The following is a 14734-nucleotide window of genomic DNA, read 5'->3' on the forward strand; positions in this document are numbered from 1 at the left end:
CGCCGTGGAACAGGCCGCGACCCGGCTGTCCTACACCGACCGCCCCGCCACCGTGGTGCTCATCTCCGACGGCCTGGAAAGCTGCGAGCGTGACCCGTGCGAACTCGCCCGCGCGCTGGAAAAAGGCGGCGTCGGGTTCACAGCCCATGTCGTGGGCTTCGGCCTCGGTGCCGACGAGGACACCGCGTCCCTGTCCTGCATCGCCGAGGAAACCGGCGGGCAATACATCCAGGCCTCCAACGCCGACGAACTGGGCGCCGCCCTCTCCGCCGTCGCCACCGCCGTCGCCACGCCAGAGCCGGAACCCGAACCGCAAGCGCCAGAAGTCACCGTCGACGCGCCGGATACGGCCGTCGCCGGCAGCCCCACCACCATCACCTGGGACCCCACCGTGTCACAGGCCGACTATATCGCCGTCACCCCCGCAGGCGCCCCCGAAACCGAACTCGGTCAATACACCCGCATCGGCAAGGACACCGACGTCACCCTCGCCATGCCCGGCGAGCCCGGCGCATACGAGGCCCGCTATTACAGCACCGAGACCAAGACCGTCCTCGGCACCGACCCAATCGAGATCACGCCAGCCCAGGTCACCCTGCAAGCCGCCGACATCGTCCAGACCGGCGCCCCCGTGACCGTCAGCTGGTCACCCACCATCAACCCGCGCGACTATATCGCCATCGTCCCCGCGGGCGCCGACACCGGCACGCTCGCCAACTACCGCGCGATCAACAAACACGAGAGTTTCGACCTCACCGCTCCCGCCGATCCCGGCATGTACGAGATCCGCTACATCCTGAACGTCGACAGCCGCACCGTCGCCAGCCGTCCGCTCGAGGTGGCCGACCCGCAGGTCACGCTCCAGACCCCCGAAACCGCCCTCACCGGCGCCGAGATCCCGGTCAGCTGGTCCGGCACGGTCAACGCCAAGGATTACATCACCATCGTCCCGATGGGCGCCGAGGAAGGCACCTACACCAACTACTTCCCCGTCCGCGACGACAGCTCCGGCCGCCTTCTGGCCACCGCCGATCCGGGGATGCATGAAATCCGCTACATCCAGCGCGAAGGCAACAAGACGCTCGCCAGCGCCACCATCGAATTGCTGGCGCCCGAGGTCACGATCAACGGCCCCGCCACCGCCGTCACCGGCGCGCAGGTCCCGGTCAGCTGGACCGGCACGGTCAATGCCAAGGACTACATCACCATCGTGCCCACCGGCGCCGAGCCCAACACCTACGGCAGCTACCAGCCCACCCGCGACGACGACACCGTGACGCTCACCATGCCCTCCGATACCGGCATGTACGAACTGCGCTACGTCCTGCGCGAAGGCCCGCGCGTGCTGGCAACCGCCCCCATCGAGGTCGCCGCCCCCGAGGTCACCGTCTCCGGCCCCGAAGCCGTCGCCACCGGCGCACAATTCACCGTCTCCTGGACCGGCACGGTCAACCCCAAGGATTACGTCACCATCGTCCCTGTCGGGGCCGAACCCAACACCTACGGCAGCTACCAGCCCGTGCGCGACGACACCGAGACGCGCCTCACCGCGCCCTCCGACCCCGGCATGTACGAGCTGCGCTATCTCCTGCGCGAAGGCTCCAGGGTCATGGCCACCGCCATGATCGAGGTCACCGAACCGCAGGTCACCATCTCCGGTCCCGACAGCGCCGCCACCGGCGCATCGGTCACCGTGCAATGGACCGGCACCGTGAACCCGCAGGACTACGTCGTGGTCGTCCCCGCCGGTGCGCCGGAAAACAAGTTCGGCAATTACCAGGTCGTGCGCGACGCGTCCCAGGTGGCGCTGACCATGCCCGCCGATCCCGGCATGTACGAGCTGCGCTACCTCATGCGCGAGGGCCCCAAGGTGCTGGCCACCGCCATGATCGAACTGACCCCGCCCGAGGTCAGTATCACCGGCCCCGAACAGATCCGCGCAGGCGACGACATCGCCGTGGACTGGACCGGCACGGTCGCCACCAACGACTATATCAACCTCGTCCCGATGGGCGCGGCGGACGACACATTCGGCACCTATTTCACCGTGCGCGAGGCCACCTCCGGCACGCTCAAGGCCCCGGCGGAAACCGGCCTCTACGAGATCCGCTACGTCCTGCGCGAAGGCACCCGCGTTCTGGCCCGCCACACGGTCGAGGTGCTGGCCGAGGACGCCGCCCTCAACACCGGCGCCGCCCTCACCGCCCCCGACAGCGCGGCGCCGGGCAGCACCATCGACGTCTCCTGGCAGGTGGACAGCGCCAGCGCCGACCAGCGCATCACGCTCGCGCGCGGCAACCAGGCGATCTTCACCTGGCTCCAGGCGGTCAAGATCACCGACGGCGCCACCACCGCACAGATCGACCTGCCGAATGAACCCGGCGTCTACGAGCTGCGTTTCCTCGACGTCGCGGGGCAAGAGGTTCTGGCCCGCAAGGTCATCACCGTGGAGTAGACCCATGCACAAACCCCAAGGCTACCCGGATGTTTCCGCCTACCTGATCGTGCGGGACGCGGCGGCGGTGCTCGACTTCTGCGCCGCCGCCTTCAACGCCGACCGCCTGCGCGTGATCGAACGCGAGGGCGGCGACGGCATCATGCACGCCGAATGCCGGATCGGCGACAGCGTCGTAATGATGGGCGAAATGCCGGACGGCCCGGATGCCCATCTGCACCTCTACCTCGCCGACGCCGAAGCCGCCTTCGACCGCGCCTTGGCAGCGATCGTCCAGCCGATGCAGTCCAAAGGCGACGGCGACCTGCGCGGCGGCGTCCGCGACGCCAGCGGCACGACATGGTGGATCGCCCGCCAGGAAGAGGCGTAGCACCCCCCGGCTGTCACATCGCCGTCCCGGACCTGATCCGGGACCTGCCGGCCACCCGGACCAACGTTGAAGGCTTTAACCGCCCCTTTACCGCGCACGCCTCGTTAACCCGCCGAAACTCACGGAACCGCACCGTCGCAATACCACCCGGATACCGACGCGATACCGACGTCCCGTTTTCACTGAATTCGAGCCCGTTAACCTTTGTCCGGCTCCGTAGGGTGGGTGCCAACCCACCTGCCCTCAATCCCGCAAGCCAGGCTCGTCCAGCAGGTGCCGCCCCTGCCGGTCCTCCACCTCGATCACCCATAGATCGGGATCGAAAGACCGCTGTTTCGCCACTGCCTGATCGACATCGCGCTCGTCCCCCTCGGCCAGCGTGACCCATGTCCGCGCGCCGCTCATCAGGTCGAAAGACCGTTGGAAAACAGACGCTTGCCCATCCAGCGTGTTCAGTTTCACCAGCACCGCGCCGCCGGTGTCATCACCATGCGCCACCACGAAGGCCGGGATTTCCATCAGCCGCAGCCGTGCCAGGTAGGCCTGCACCCAGAACTCCGCCGTCAGCCGACTCATGGCGCATCCCGCCCCGGACCCCGATCCGGGGCCTGTCCCGGACCCCGATCCGGGACCTCTGTGCCAAGGCCGATCACCCGTTTCCGTCCTTGAAATCAAGGCCCATCTCGGAATACCGCTCGGCTTCCTCCAGCCAATTGGGCCGCACCTTCACTTGCGTGAACAGGTGCACCCGCCGCCCCAGGAACTCTTCCAGCTCGGTGCGCGCCGCCTGGCTAACCGCCTTGATCGTCTCGCCTTTCTTGCCCAGGACGATCCCCTTGTGACCGTCCCGCATGACATAGATCACCTGGTCGATCCGCGCCGACCCGTCCTCGCGCTCTTCCCAGTTCTCGGTCTCGACGGTCAGCTGGTAGGGCAGTTCCTGGTGCAGCCGCAGGGTCAGCTTTTCGCGCGTCATCTCGGCCGCGATCATCCGCATCGGCAGGTCCGCGATCTGGTCCTCGGGATAGAGCCACGGCCCCTCCGGCATCTCGTCCGCCAGCCACTTGCGCAGGTCCTCGACACCATGTCCCTTCTCGGCGGAAATCATGAAAGTCTCAATGAATTCATGCCGTTCGTTCAGCTCCTTGGTCAGCCCCAGCAGCACCTCGGATTGCACCCGGTCGATCTTGTTGATCGCCAGCGCCACGCGCCGCCCCTTGGGCAATTCGTCCAGCCCCTCGAGGATCTTCTCGACGCCTTCGGTCACGCCCCGATGCGCCTCGACCAGCAGCACGATCACGTCCGCATCCGCCGCCCCGCTCCAGGCCGCGGCCACCATCGCCCGGTCCAGCCTGCGGCGCGGCGCGAACAGCCCCGGCGTATCCACAAACACAAGCTGCGCGTCGCCTTCGATGGCCACGCCGCGAATGCGCGCCCGCGTGGTCTGCACCTTGTGCGTCACGATGCTGACCTTCGCGCCCACCATGCGGTTGAGCAGCGTGGACTTGCCCGCATTGGGCTCCCCGATCAGGGCAATGAAACCGGCGCGTTGGGTCATGATGCAAAGCCTTTTGTCACAAGGGCTTCCCCTACCCGATCCCTGCGTATTTGACCAGTTCAGAACACCGCATGGGCCCCCGCTCCAGCACGACCTCGCCGCTCGCCAACGTAGCGTAGTAATCCGCCAGCCGATTCTGCCCGAATTCCGGTGTCGCGTCGGCATCATAGCACTGCCTTGCTTCATCCCAGACCAGCATCGACTCGGTCGCGTAGTACCGCCCGATCCGCGCCAGCTCCCTCTTGGCCCGGGCGCGCCTGTTTAACCTTCCGGTAACACTCAGTGTGGCAGTGATGGCGTCGAGCAAACCCACCGGCACCCGTTTCATCCGGAACGGAACGCCCAGCGAATCGGCCAGCAACCGGCCTTGCTCCTCCGGGGTCGGCGCCGGACCGGGCCCGCCCACCGGCAGGATGCGGTTGGCACAGGCCGGATTCGTCAGCGCGTTCGCGATGAACCGCGCCAAATCGCCGTCGCTGATCGGCTTGCAAGCGGTCAACCGACCGTTGCCAAAGGCAAGGTAAGGCTTGCCCGCCCGCATCCTATCCACTTGTCCGGACAGCGATTTGAAAAACGCCGTCGGCCGCACGATCACGTGGCACAGGTCGGAGGCCTGCAATTCCGTCTCGAAGGCCAGCTTGGCCTTCTGGAACGCCAGCACCGGCTTCTGCACGCAGATCGCCGACAACAGAACGAAGCGCGCGATGCCCTGCGCCTTTGCCGCGCGCAGGGCCGCCGCGTTCAGCCCGTGATCCACGGCCCAGGCATCCCCGGGCGCACCCGTTCGCGACGCCAGGCAACTGACCACGGCGTCGGCCCCGCGCATTGCCTTTTCCAGCAGCTCGGGCGCGGACAGGTCACCGATGACATACTGCACCCGCTCAGGCACTGCCGGGTCGGCGCGGCGCAACGGGCACACCACGTCATGGTCTTCGGCCAGCAGCACCTCCAACACCGCCCGCCCGATCGTGCCGCTTGCCCCCAACAGGACAACACGCATCGTCGCGCCGGAAGGCTGCAAAAGGTAGGGTGAATCCTCGCGCATCAACGGCACCCGCTGGTGTTTCGAGCAGACTACGCAAGGCGCCATCGGAAACCAACCCGCCGCCGAAAATCCTTTGAGAAAGGATTTACCAAAAGCTTTCTCAAAGCTTTTGGTCCCGCCCTAGGCTGCCGCCCCGTCGGTGAACTGCAACCGCGCCAGCCGCGCATAAAGACCTTCTTCGGCGACGAGACTGTCATGGGTCCCCTCCGCCACGATCCGGCCCTGCTCCATCACGATGATCCGGTCGGCCTTCTTTACCGTCGCCAGCCGGTGCGCCACGATCACCGTCGTGCGGTCCTTGGCCAACCCATCGACCGCCTCTTGCACCGCCCGTTCGCTCTCGGCATCCAGCGCCGAGGTTGCCTCGTCCAAGAGCAGCACCGGCGCGTCCCGCAGGATCGCGCGGGCGATGGCAACGCGCTGCTTTTGCCCGCCCGACAACATGACACCGCGCTCGCCAAGGTAGGTGTCATACCCGTCCGGCAGCGCCATGACGAACTCATGCGCCGCCGCCGCCCGTGCGGCAGCCTCTACCTCGGAATCGCCCGCGTCGATCCGGCCGAACCGGATGTTGTCGCGCGCCGAGGCTGCAAAGATCACCGGCTCCTGCGGCACCAGCGACAGCTCCGCCCGAAAGTCCGGTCGCGCCATCTTATCCAGCGGAACACCATCCAGCGTCACCTGCCCCGATTGCGGATCATAGAACCGCTGGATCATCTGGATGATCGTGGTCTTGCCCGCACCGGAGGGGCCCACCAGCGCCACGGTCTCGCCTGGCTCGATCACCAGGTCCAGCGCGTGCAGCGCCGGGGCATCGGGCCTTGTAGGATACGTGAAACTGACATTTTCGAAGGCAATGCGCCCCTTCACCGGACGCGGCAGCGCTTCTGGGCGGGCCGGGTCCTGCACCTCGTCCTCGGCCTGCAACAGCTCCACCAGCCGTTCCGTCGCCCCGGCGGCACGCTGCAACTCACCCCAGATCTCCGACAGGGCGGCCACGCCCCCGGCCACCATGACCGAATAGATCACGAACTGTACCAGAGTGCCTGCGGTCATCACGCCGGCGCGCACGTCCCGCGCCCCGATCCACAGCACGCAGACGATGCCGGTAAACACCAGAAATATCACGATAACAGTCATCAGCGCCCGCACCCAGATGCGCCGCTGCGCCACGTCGAAACTGCGTTCCGTCACGTCCGAGAACGCCGCCCGGCTGGCCCCTTCATGGGTGAAGGCCTGCACCGTCTGCACATTCAACAGCGCCTCCGAGGCGTTGCCGGAACTGGCCGCGATCCAGTCCTGGTTCTCGCGGCTCAGCTTGCGTAACCGGCGCCCCAGAGTCAGGATCGGCACGATGATCAGCGGCACCAGCAAAAGCACCATCCCGGTCAGCTTGGCGGAGGTGAACAGCATCAGCACCAACCCTCCCGCGAAGATCAGCAGATTACGCAGCGCGATGGAAATGGACGATCCGATCACCGAAAGGATCAGCGTCGTATCGGTAGTGACGCGGCTCAGGATCTCGCCCGTCATGGTGCGCTCGTAAAAGGCCGGGCTCAGCCCGATCACCTTGTCGAACACCGCCTTTCGCATGTCCGCCACGACGCGTTCGCCCAGCCGTGTCACCAAGGCGTATCGCAGCCCCGTCCCGATCGCGAGCAGCCCCGCGATGCCGACCGCGGCAAGGAAATACTTGTCGAGAATCGCCCCGTCTTCCGCCGAGAAATTGTCGACCACGCGCCGCACCGCCAAGGGCAAGATCAGCGAAACACAGGCCGTGAGCACGAGCGCCGCGACGGCAAGGGCCAGCAGACGACGGTAAGGCTGCAGGAACGGCCAAAGCTCCGACAGCGCGCCCATCCGCTTCGACCTTTCCCGCTCGATCATGTCTGCGCCGTTTTCGGCCCGTCTTACCATGCATCCCCGCGCGTGACTTTTGTCCAGCCCTCCTCATGGCCGGGCGCGCCGCCGGGGTCAAGGGCGTAACCGTTTGGTGGACAATTGGGCACAGGCATTGGCAGGACGGAGGCTGGAGCGGGCGACGGGAATCGAACCCGTATCATCAGCTTGGAAGACAGGTACGCAAATGGAAATTTCTACCATTTTTTTTAACACTAAAACGCACGCATTGAGTGTTTTTGTCGGCAAACTGTCGGAAATGAATTTTTGGAGCGGGCGACGGGAATCGAACCCGTATCATCAGCTTGGAAGGCTGAGGTCTTACCATTACACAACGCCCGCTCAACAATTCAGAGGAGTATTTCATGCACTCGGCGGGGTCAAGTGCAACGTCCGTACACGGCCCAAAGCTGCCGCTCACGATGAAGCCCCATGCTGCAACGCAGCTTCCCCAAAGCAGACCTTCAAAAATGGCTCAAGGCTTGGGCTCGTTTAGGGTGCGATAATTCCAAGTTTTCGCTACTTCTTGCTGCTGTGCAGTATTGCCGCCCTGCCGACGCCTTCAAGGGCGGCTCGCCTACTTACTCCGGCTTCTGACGAGATGGGACAGTCGCACCGAACGGTATTGAAAACCGAATTTCCGTCCGGTTGGTGTCAGGAGTATTTGAGTGGCGAACCTCAATCATATCTGATCTCTGTCGCGGCTCTTCGCCTTTCTTCAGCCGCACTGACCTGCCACGGGATTTTTCCTCCATTTGGAATTAGAGTCCGCCCCAACGAAGGGACGGACAATGAAGCGAACGAGATACAGCGAAGAACAGATCATCGGCATCCTTACCGAGCATGAGGCAGGCGCGAAGTGCGCCGATCTGTGCCGCAAGCACGGGATGTCGGAAGGCACCTTTTATGCCTGGAAAGCCAAGTTTGGTGGGATGACGGTTTCGGACGCCAAACGACTGAAGGCGCTGGAGGACGAGAACGCCAAGCTGAAGAAGTTGCTGGCGGAGCAGATGCTCGACGCTGCGGCGATGAAGGAACTGCTCTCAAAAAAATGGTGAGGCCCGCCGTGAAGCGCGAAGCCGTTGCGCATCTGCGGGCCAGGCTTGGCCTGTCGGAACGGCGGGCCTGTCAGATTGTTGGAGCGGACCGCAAGATGATCCGCTACCGGTCCGCGCGACCGCCCGAGACCGGGCTGCGCCAGCGGCTTCGGGATCTGGCCAATGAACGCCGCCGGTTCGGTTATCGGCGGCTATTTGTGCTGCTGCGCCGGGAGGGAGAACCCTCCGGGATCAACCGTATCTACCGGCTGTATCGAGAAGAAGGTCTGGCGGTGCGCAAACGCCGGGCCAGGCGCAAGGCGGTAGGAACCCGGGCACCGATCCTGGTCGAGGCCCGGCCCAATGCGCGCTGGTCGCTGGATTTTGTCCATGACCAGCTCGCCTGTGGCCGGCGGTTCCGCATCCTGAACGTGGTCGATGACGTGACGAGGGAATGCCTGGCGGCCGTTCCGGACACATCGATCTCGGGGCGGCGTGTCGCGCGGGAATTGGCGGCCCTGATCGAACGGCGTGGAAAGCCCGGCATGATTGTCTCGGACAACGGCACCGAACTGACCAGTAACGCGATCTTAACCTTCGCTACCGCGCAGGGGATCGAATGGCATTACATCGCCCCGGGCAAGCCGATGCAGAACGGGTTTGTGGAGAGTTTCAACGGGCGCATGCGCGATGAACTCCTCAACGAAACCATGTTCCGCAACATGCCCCATGCGCGCGCCGTGATCCGTGCCTGGGCAGCAGATTACAACGAGGAGCGCCCACATTCGGCGCTTGGCTATCAGACGCCCAAGGCGTTCGCCGAGCGCCTGTTCACCGCAACCGACACCCGCGCTGCGCCATCTGAAAGCTCCGCGCGGATGTCGGTTGCTCCACCTGCGCCAATCGGCGTATCAACCCGAAGGGCTCTGGTTCCGGATGGGTGAAAGTTCAGTGGCAGGTCAGCGCCTATGGGACAGATTTGAGGTTTTCGCAACGGAGGATTTCTGGTTCATCGCAGCAAATACGAGGCGAAGGGCGCGAACGGAACGTTAATATAAAGGGCGTTACGCCTGACCTCTCGATCCACCCAAGCACCAAATCAAAGCTGCGATCTGAAGTGATATCAATCCTGTCATGGAATAGAGATACGGCCATTTCTCTTCCGTTGCATTCGTGGCTTGGAAGATCGCTCCGAGACCGTACTGAATCATGAATGTTGCCATAATGACTCCGCTATTCATAACGGCATTCGAAACACCGATGAAAGCTCGATCCTGCGAGAAGGCGACGTAGGCGTATGCCAGGGTCACCGGATTGTAGGTAAACGCAATGACAAGCCAGCTAAAGAGGTCGAATTGGCCCGGGAAAAGCACGAGACAGAGTTCGGCTGTAATGAAGATACAGGCACTTCCCACGATCAACCTTGGAAAAGTAAGCCCCAAACGACCAAGCGATGATCCAGCTACACCGCCGAGCGCTGAGCCGAGCATCAAAGCGACCGCCATCGCCGTCAAAGACCATGTCACAGAGTCCGGACTTAGCCCTCCGAGGTCGCGCATCCATGGCGCTGCCCAAAGGCTCTGCATGGAGGATCCGCTTCCAAAACAGAGAGCCGCAATTGGCAGGTATCGCAGAAGACGCCGATTCCTCAGTACCGTTCCGAAACCGGAACGCCATGCTTTTAGAGATACTTTCGGACGCCGTGGCGGATCCCCGGCTACACACCAAATCGCGAAAGCGTTCGCGAGAACGATACCAGATAGCGCCACGAATAGTGTCTGCCAATCCGTAAGTCTGATCGCGATCATGACTGGCTGCGTCGCCGCCAGCGCACCCACCCCGCCGACCGACAGGAAAAGTCCGCTTGCCAGCGGAAGGCTGCGTGCGGGCAACCAAAGGCTCGCGCTTTGGTAGCACGCCACCAGGCACCCAGCGACACCAACACCGATCAGGAAGCGCGCGAAAATCAGGATCGGCACAGACGCTGCAAGACCAAATGTCGCGATACCAACAGCCGCCAGGATGAGCAAAAAAGTCTGAACACGTCTTGGCCCATACCTGTCGAGACAAATTCCGATAGGTACTTGCGAAACGGCAGTGCCGAGGAAGTAAGCCGCCGTCAGCAAGCCCAGCGAGGCCGCATCGAGATGGAGGTCTGCCTGCAAATCGGGTGACAACACGGCGTTGACCGTTCGGAAGAATAGCGAAAAGAAATATGCAAGCGCGAAAAGCGCGATCGCGAATCCTAGGCGAGACCTGCTGTATTGGACACTGCCCTCGGTATGCGCCATCAGAAAAGCACGCAGAGACTCTTCGCGCGCCTTACCAAGCGAACAGAATCTCGTCCTGGGCTTCGCCGAATCTCAGAACGTTCCTTTGTTCCTTTCGGAAACCTCCAACACTTCGTGCTTACGCTCGGCGAAGTCTCAAACAGGTCACTCATTCACAGCCCCCTTGGTCAGAGCCAGTCAGCGTTTATCAGCAAGATATGTACCTAAGCGCTTCGTTTTTATGCACGAGGCAAGGCGTCAATCCGGCACAAGATGTCGTCCAGCGTAGTTACTTCCGCCCAACCGACTTTCATCATTGCAAGCGCCGGCTCATGGAGATTGGGCAAGGTCGTTCCAGTGCACTCTTCAATCACGATTGGCTGAAAATTACGAAACATCGCATCCTTGCTGGTTGCCGCAACACACTGGTTCGTCAGAACACCGGTAAATAATACCGTTTCTGCTTTAAGACCGCGAAGGATCACCTCCAGATTTGTCTGGAAAAAACCACTCAGCCGGGTCTTCTCGACGAACCAATCTTCATCTTGAGCGCCGATAGTGTCGAGAAGCTGATACCCCCAAGTGCCCTGGCGAAGTCCGCCTTGCTCCAATTGAGGGCGCAGCTTGTGAAAAGCACCGGCGTCGACTGCTCCACGGGTTCCGTGCCGTGTCCAGATCTGCGGGATACCATGTCTGCGCCCGACCTCGACCAGACGGCGGATCGGCGCAATAACACGTTGCATATGCGCGATGTTGATTTGTTGCCGCGCATAGGCACCATCTTCGTGCAGAAAATCGTTCTGCGCATCGATGTGGACCATGACAGTCCGATCTTGAACCAGGTCGAATACCACCGGTTGAAAGGGTGCTGCACCGGAGTGAGAAGTTAGCTTATCGTAATCCTTGATCGTCAAGTCAGCATACCTTTCCAGTTTGGTCGAGCGTACCTATTCCATCAGACCCGGAAGCCAAAGCGACAGTTCCGGGAAGGACACCAGCAGCAGCAAGACGACCAAGTCGACCGCAATGAACCACCCGACGCCGCGAAAAATTGTCGTCAACTTTACGCGGTCACCAAGTGCGCCTTTGATCACGTAGACGTTCAGACCCACTGGCGGCGTCAAAAGGCCGATTTCAAGCAGCTTCACCAAGATGATGCCTAGGAAGATAAGGTCCATGCCGACCTCGTTGGCCATTGGCAGGATGATCGGCATCGTGAGTAGAAGGATACCGATTGAGTCAAGAAAGCAGCCAAGAAACAGGTACAGCAGCGCGATGGCCACCAGGACCAGCAACTCGGAGGTGCCGAAGCTGACGAAGCTTTCGGCGACGAATGTCGGAACGCCAGACAGAGCCATGAACTTGCCCAGCAACGCTGTGCCAATGACGACCATGAAGATGCTCGCGGTTCCGATCAGAGTCTGCTGGATCGCTCGGGTCATTACGCCCAAATTCATCGCCCGTCGCAGCAGCGCCACGACGATTGCCAACGCGGCGCCGACAGCGCCTGCGGCCGTGGGTGTGAAAAAGCCCAGGAAGATGCCCATAAGCACACCGAGGATGATGACGGGCAGCGCCCAGGTCTCCGCTATCGCCTGCTTTACTTCGGCCCTTGTGAACTTTTCTCGCACCGGCGGTGCAAGCGACGGTTTTAGGATGCAGCGAAGCACGATCATCGAGGAGAAGGCCACGCCAGTGAGGATTCCCGGCACCACCCCCGCCGCGAAAAGCTGCGCGACCGAAACCTCCGCCACGTACCCGTAAATAATCATCAGAATGCTGGGCGGGATGAGCGAACCAAGCGTGCCCGCGGCGGCGATGACACCGGTCGCAAGTCCGGGATCGTAGCGATATCGCAGCATCTCCGGTGTCGCGATGCGCGCAAATGCCGAAGACGTCGCCACCGAGGATCCCGAGGCCGCGGCCAGCACGGCACTGGCGCCGACGCTGGCAACGGCAAGCCCACCAGGTAACCAAGACAACAGTAAACGCATCGTGCGGAAAAGGCCCGACGAAAGCCCCGCTTCCGAGGCGACGAAGCCCATCAAAAGGAACATCGGGATCGCGGTAAGATTCCAGTCTCCGACAAAGTTGAACGGGATCGCGGTAATGATGCCCCATGCGGCACGCAGGTTCAGCAGGATCGCGATGCCAACGAAAGAGACCAGACCAAGCGCCACACCGATCTGCACCCGCAATAGCAGCAACAAGATGCTGACACCAAGACCAATGAAACCGATGTCGACATTGCTCATGCGAGGAGCCTTTCGTAAATTCTCACCGGCGTAATTCGGCGTTCAATATCTGTGGACATCTTTCAGATATGGCCTTCTTCCGTCGCCGCTGGCTCTGGGGAAAAAGCTGAATCCGTCGCTGCGCGCCAAGCGTGTAGAAGCACCACTAGACCGATTGCTGCAAATCCGATCGGCAGCACGAATTTGGCAGGCCATATGATGACGTAGACGTTGCCCATCATCATCTCGTTCTTGGCAAGTGATCTCATGGCGTCACCCCACGTGCGCCAGGCGAGAACAACAAAAAATCCGGTGCTAATCAGATATCCAAAGACCAGGGTGCAGCGCTGCATCAAACGCGGCATCAATTGGTAAACAAGGTCGACCTGAATGTGTTCGTGCCGTCGTTCGACGAAGGCCAGAGGTAAGAACACTACCAGTACCATGTGATGCACCGAGATGACCTCGAGGTTACCGGGGATCGGCCTGGAAAAGAACTGGTCGGCGATTACGTCCGCCACGGTCTGCACCATCATCAAGACCAACGCGACCCCGCCAATCACTGCCAGGAGTCCCGACAGGTACTTCAACGCAAGGTCGATTAATGCGTCTATCCGTGTCATGGCGTCTCGCCCCCTGACTACCGGCACGGAAGCAAACGCTCCCGTGCCGGACCATTTGTCGTTACTCGATACCGTAGCTCGACTCATCAATCGTGTCATAAAGGTTCTCAGCCAGAACTGCGCTCAGTGCCTCGGCGTCGTCGTTCGAGATCCCCTCCAGCAGGCCCTGCCACTTGTCGTAGGTCTCTTGGAACCGTGACACCAGGCCTTCGGCATCGGGCGCTCCGAGATTCTCGGCGGTTTCTAACGCCATCGGCTCCACCTGATTGGCCACGAACTCGTCAAGGCTGGCCTGAAGGTCGTCACCCGGCTCATAAATCGTGACGTCGTGGCTTTCTGACTCGCTCAAAGCAACATCGGAGGATTCCTGGTACTTCTGGCCAATATTCACCAAGTTGTCAGGCATCGCGTCCAACATCAGGCGCCGGTGCTCGGGGCTCAACTCCTGCCAGCGGTCGGCCCGCATGGCATATTCCCAGCCCGCGAAATACGATCCCACTTCCAGCAGCGTCGTGTGCTTGGCTACGTCCCATAGCGAGCGCGATTTCAGGTCGTTGGCCGCGTTGAATACGCAGTCGAACTGGCCCTTTTCCAGCCCGTTGAACATCTCCGAGGACGGCACGCTGACGGGCGTACCGCCCACGCTTTCCACCCAGGCCGCGTGCACCGGCGAAGGCGTGCGGATCTTCTTGCCCGAAATCTCATCCAGCGTGGTAACCTTGGTGTTGCAAATCATCACGTATTGCGGTGTCGCGTAAGAGCCTAGAAAGACGACACCAAGCCGGTCGAACATTGCCTTCATGCCCGGATCATTCATGTAGAAATCGGCGACGGCCATCATCCCGGCCATGCTCTGGTTCATGCCGATCCCCAGCGAAGCCAGCACGTTATCCTCGGGCAGGTCCGACGGCGTGTAGGTGCCCGCGTGATAGGTCATATCGACAATGGCGTCCTGCAACCCCGACAGATGCGCCGCAGGCGGCAGCAGAGATGTGCCGGTGTAGACCTGCATCGTCAGCTCCCCGCCTGAGACTTCCTCCAGTGTCTTGGCCAGCTCCATGTAGCCGTCCCCTGTCAGCGGATGGGTTTCGGGAAACCAGACACTGGCGGTGATTTCCTCTGCATGGGCCGTTCCGGCCAGCAGTGTCGCGCCCACGAGGGCACATGCAATTCTTTGTTTCATTCTGTTCTTCTCCCAGTTTTTTATGAAAGAGCGGGTTGCGCCCGCTTCGTTTCGGTTTGT

General features: G+C 61.9%; 12 protein-coding genes and 1 tRNA gene. 3 read left to right on the top strand and 10 right to left on the bottom strand.

What is annotated here, in order from left to right; genetic code table 11:
• The first annotated feature begins 4 nt into the window (after nt 1-4).
• Both ACSQ76_RS17625 and ACSQ76_RS17630 read left to right on the top strand, forming a co-directional pair.
• Entirely contained in the window at nt 5-2455 is a 2451-nt protein-coding gene (locus ACSQ76_RS17625) for a vWA domain-containing protein (protein ID WP_437157575.1), read from the top strand.
• Nucleotides 2456-2459: 4 nt separating this feature from the next.
• Nucleotides 2460-2825: a VOC family protein gene (locus ACSQ76_RS17630; protein WP_437157576.1), complete on the top strand. Its 366-nt coding sequence runs from the start codon at nt 2460-2462 to the stop codon at nt 2823-2825.
• A 243-nt stretch (nt 2826-3068) separates the two neighbouring features.
• Here the strand turns inward: ACSQ76_RS17630 and ACSQ76_RS17635 are convergent, their stop codons facing one another.
• From ACSQ76_RS17635 to ACSQ76_RS17655, 5 genes are all read right to left on the bottom strand, one after another.
• Complete coding sequence (locus ACSQ76_RS17635; RefSeq protein ID WP_222452510.1) at nt 3069-3401, bottom strand: DUF1491 family protein; 333 nt, start codon at nt 3399-3401, stop codon at nt 3069-3071.
• Nucleotides 3402-3474: 73 nt separating this feature from the next.
• Nucleotides 3475-4383: a GTPase Era gene (era, locus tag ACSQ76_RS17640; RefSeq protein ID WP_306130073.1), complete on the bottom strand. Its 909-nt coding sequence runs from the start codon at nt 4381-4383 to the stop codon at nt 3475-3477.
• 31 nt (nt 4384-4414) lie between these two features.
• Complete coding sequence (locus ACSQ76_RS17645) at nt 4415-5428, bottom strand: NAD(P)H-binding protein (protein ID WP_437157577.1); 1014 nt, start codon at nt 5426-5428, stop codon at nt 4415-4417.
• A gap of 120 nt (nt 5429-5548) precedes the next feature.
• Nucleotides 5549-7315, bottom strand: a complete 1767-nt coding sequence (locus ACSQ76_RS17650; RefSeq protein WP_437157578.1) for an ABC transporter transmembrane domain-containing protein — start codon at nt 7313-7315, stop codon at nt 5549-5551.
• 280 nt (nt 7316-7595) lie between these two features.
• Nucleotides 7596-7669: transfer RNA gene (locus ACSQ76_RS17655), tRNA-Gly, on the bottom strand.
• Nucleotides 7670-8118: 449 nt separating this feature from the next.
• On the opposite strand from ACSQ76_RS17655, the gene ACSQ76_RS17660 reads away from it, so the two are divergent.
• Nucleotides 8119-9308, top strand: a protein-coding gene (locus ACSQ76_RS17660; RefSeq protein ID WP_437155805.1) for an IS3 family transposase whose coding sequence is annotated in 2 segments (ribosomal slippage) — nt 8119-8380 and nt 8380-9308 — 1191 coding nt in all. Because the reading frame shifts where the segments join, the coding sequence is not laid out codon by codon here.
• A gap of 120 nt (nt 9309-9428) precedes the next feature.
• Here the strand turns inward: ACSQ76_RS17660 and ACSQ76_RS17665 are convergent.
• From ACSQ76_RS17665 to ACSQ76_RS17685, 5 genes are all read right to left on the bottom strand, one after another.
• The gene (locus ACSQ76_RS17665) at nt 9429-10655 is read right to left on the bottom strand and encodes an MFS transporter (RefSeq protein ID WP_437157579.1); all 1227 of its coding nucleotides are present in this window, start codon (nt 10653-10655) and stop codon (nt 9429-9431) included.
• 218 nt (nt 10656-10873) lie between these two features.
• On the bottom strand, nt 10874-11548 hold the full coding sequence (locus ACSQ76_RS17670; RefSeq protein ID WP_437157580.1) for a cysteine hydrolase family protein: 675 nt from the start codon (nt 11546-11548) through the stop codon (nt 10874-10876).
• A 33-nt stretch (nt 11549-11581) separates the two neighbouring features.
• A complete protein-coding gene (locus ACSQ76_RS17675; protein WP_437157581.1) occupies nt 11582-12889 on the bottom strand; it encodes a TRAP transporter large permease in 1308 nt (435 codons plus the stop codon).
• A gap of 62 nt (nt 12890-12951) precedes the next feature.
• Nucleotides 12952-13491 (bottom strand): TRAP transporter small permease subunit, encoded by a 540-nt coding sequence (locus tag ACSQ76_RS17680; protein WP_437157582.1) that lies wholly within the window; start codon nt 13489-13491, stop codon nt 12952-12954.
• Between the two features lie 61 nt (nt 13492-13552).
• Complete coding sequence (locus tag ACSQ76_RS17685) at nt 13553-14674, bottom strand: C4-dicarboxylate TRAP transporter substrate-binding protein (RefSeq protein WP_437157583.1); 1122 nt, start codon at nt 14672-14674, stop codon at nt 13553-13555.
• Between the last annotated feature and the right edge of the window lie 60 nt (nt 14675-14734).

Origin of the sequence: Roseovarius sp. B08 (assembly GCF_051417955.1) — a bacterium.
GTDB lineage: Bacteria > Pseudomonadota > Alphaproteobacteria > Rhodobacterales > Rhodobacteraceae > Roseovarius.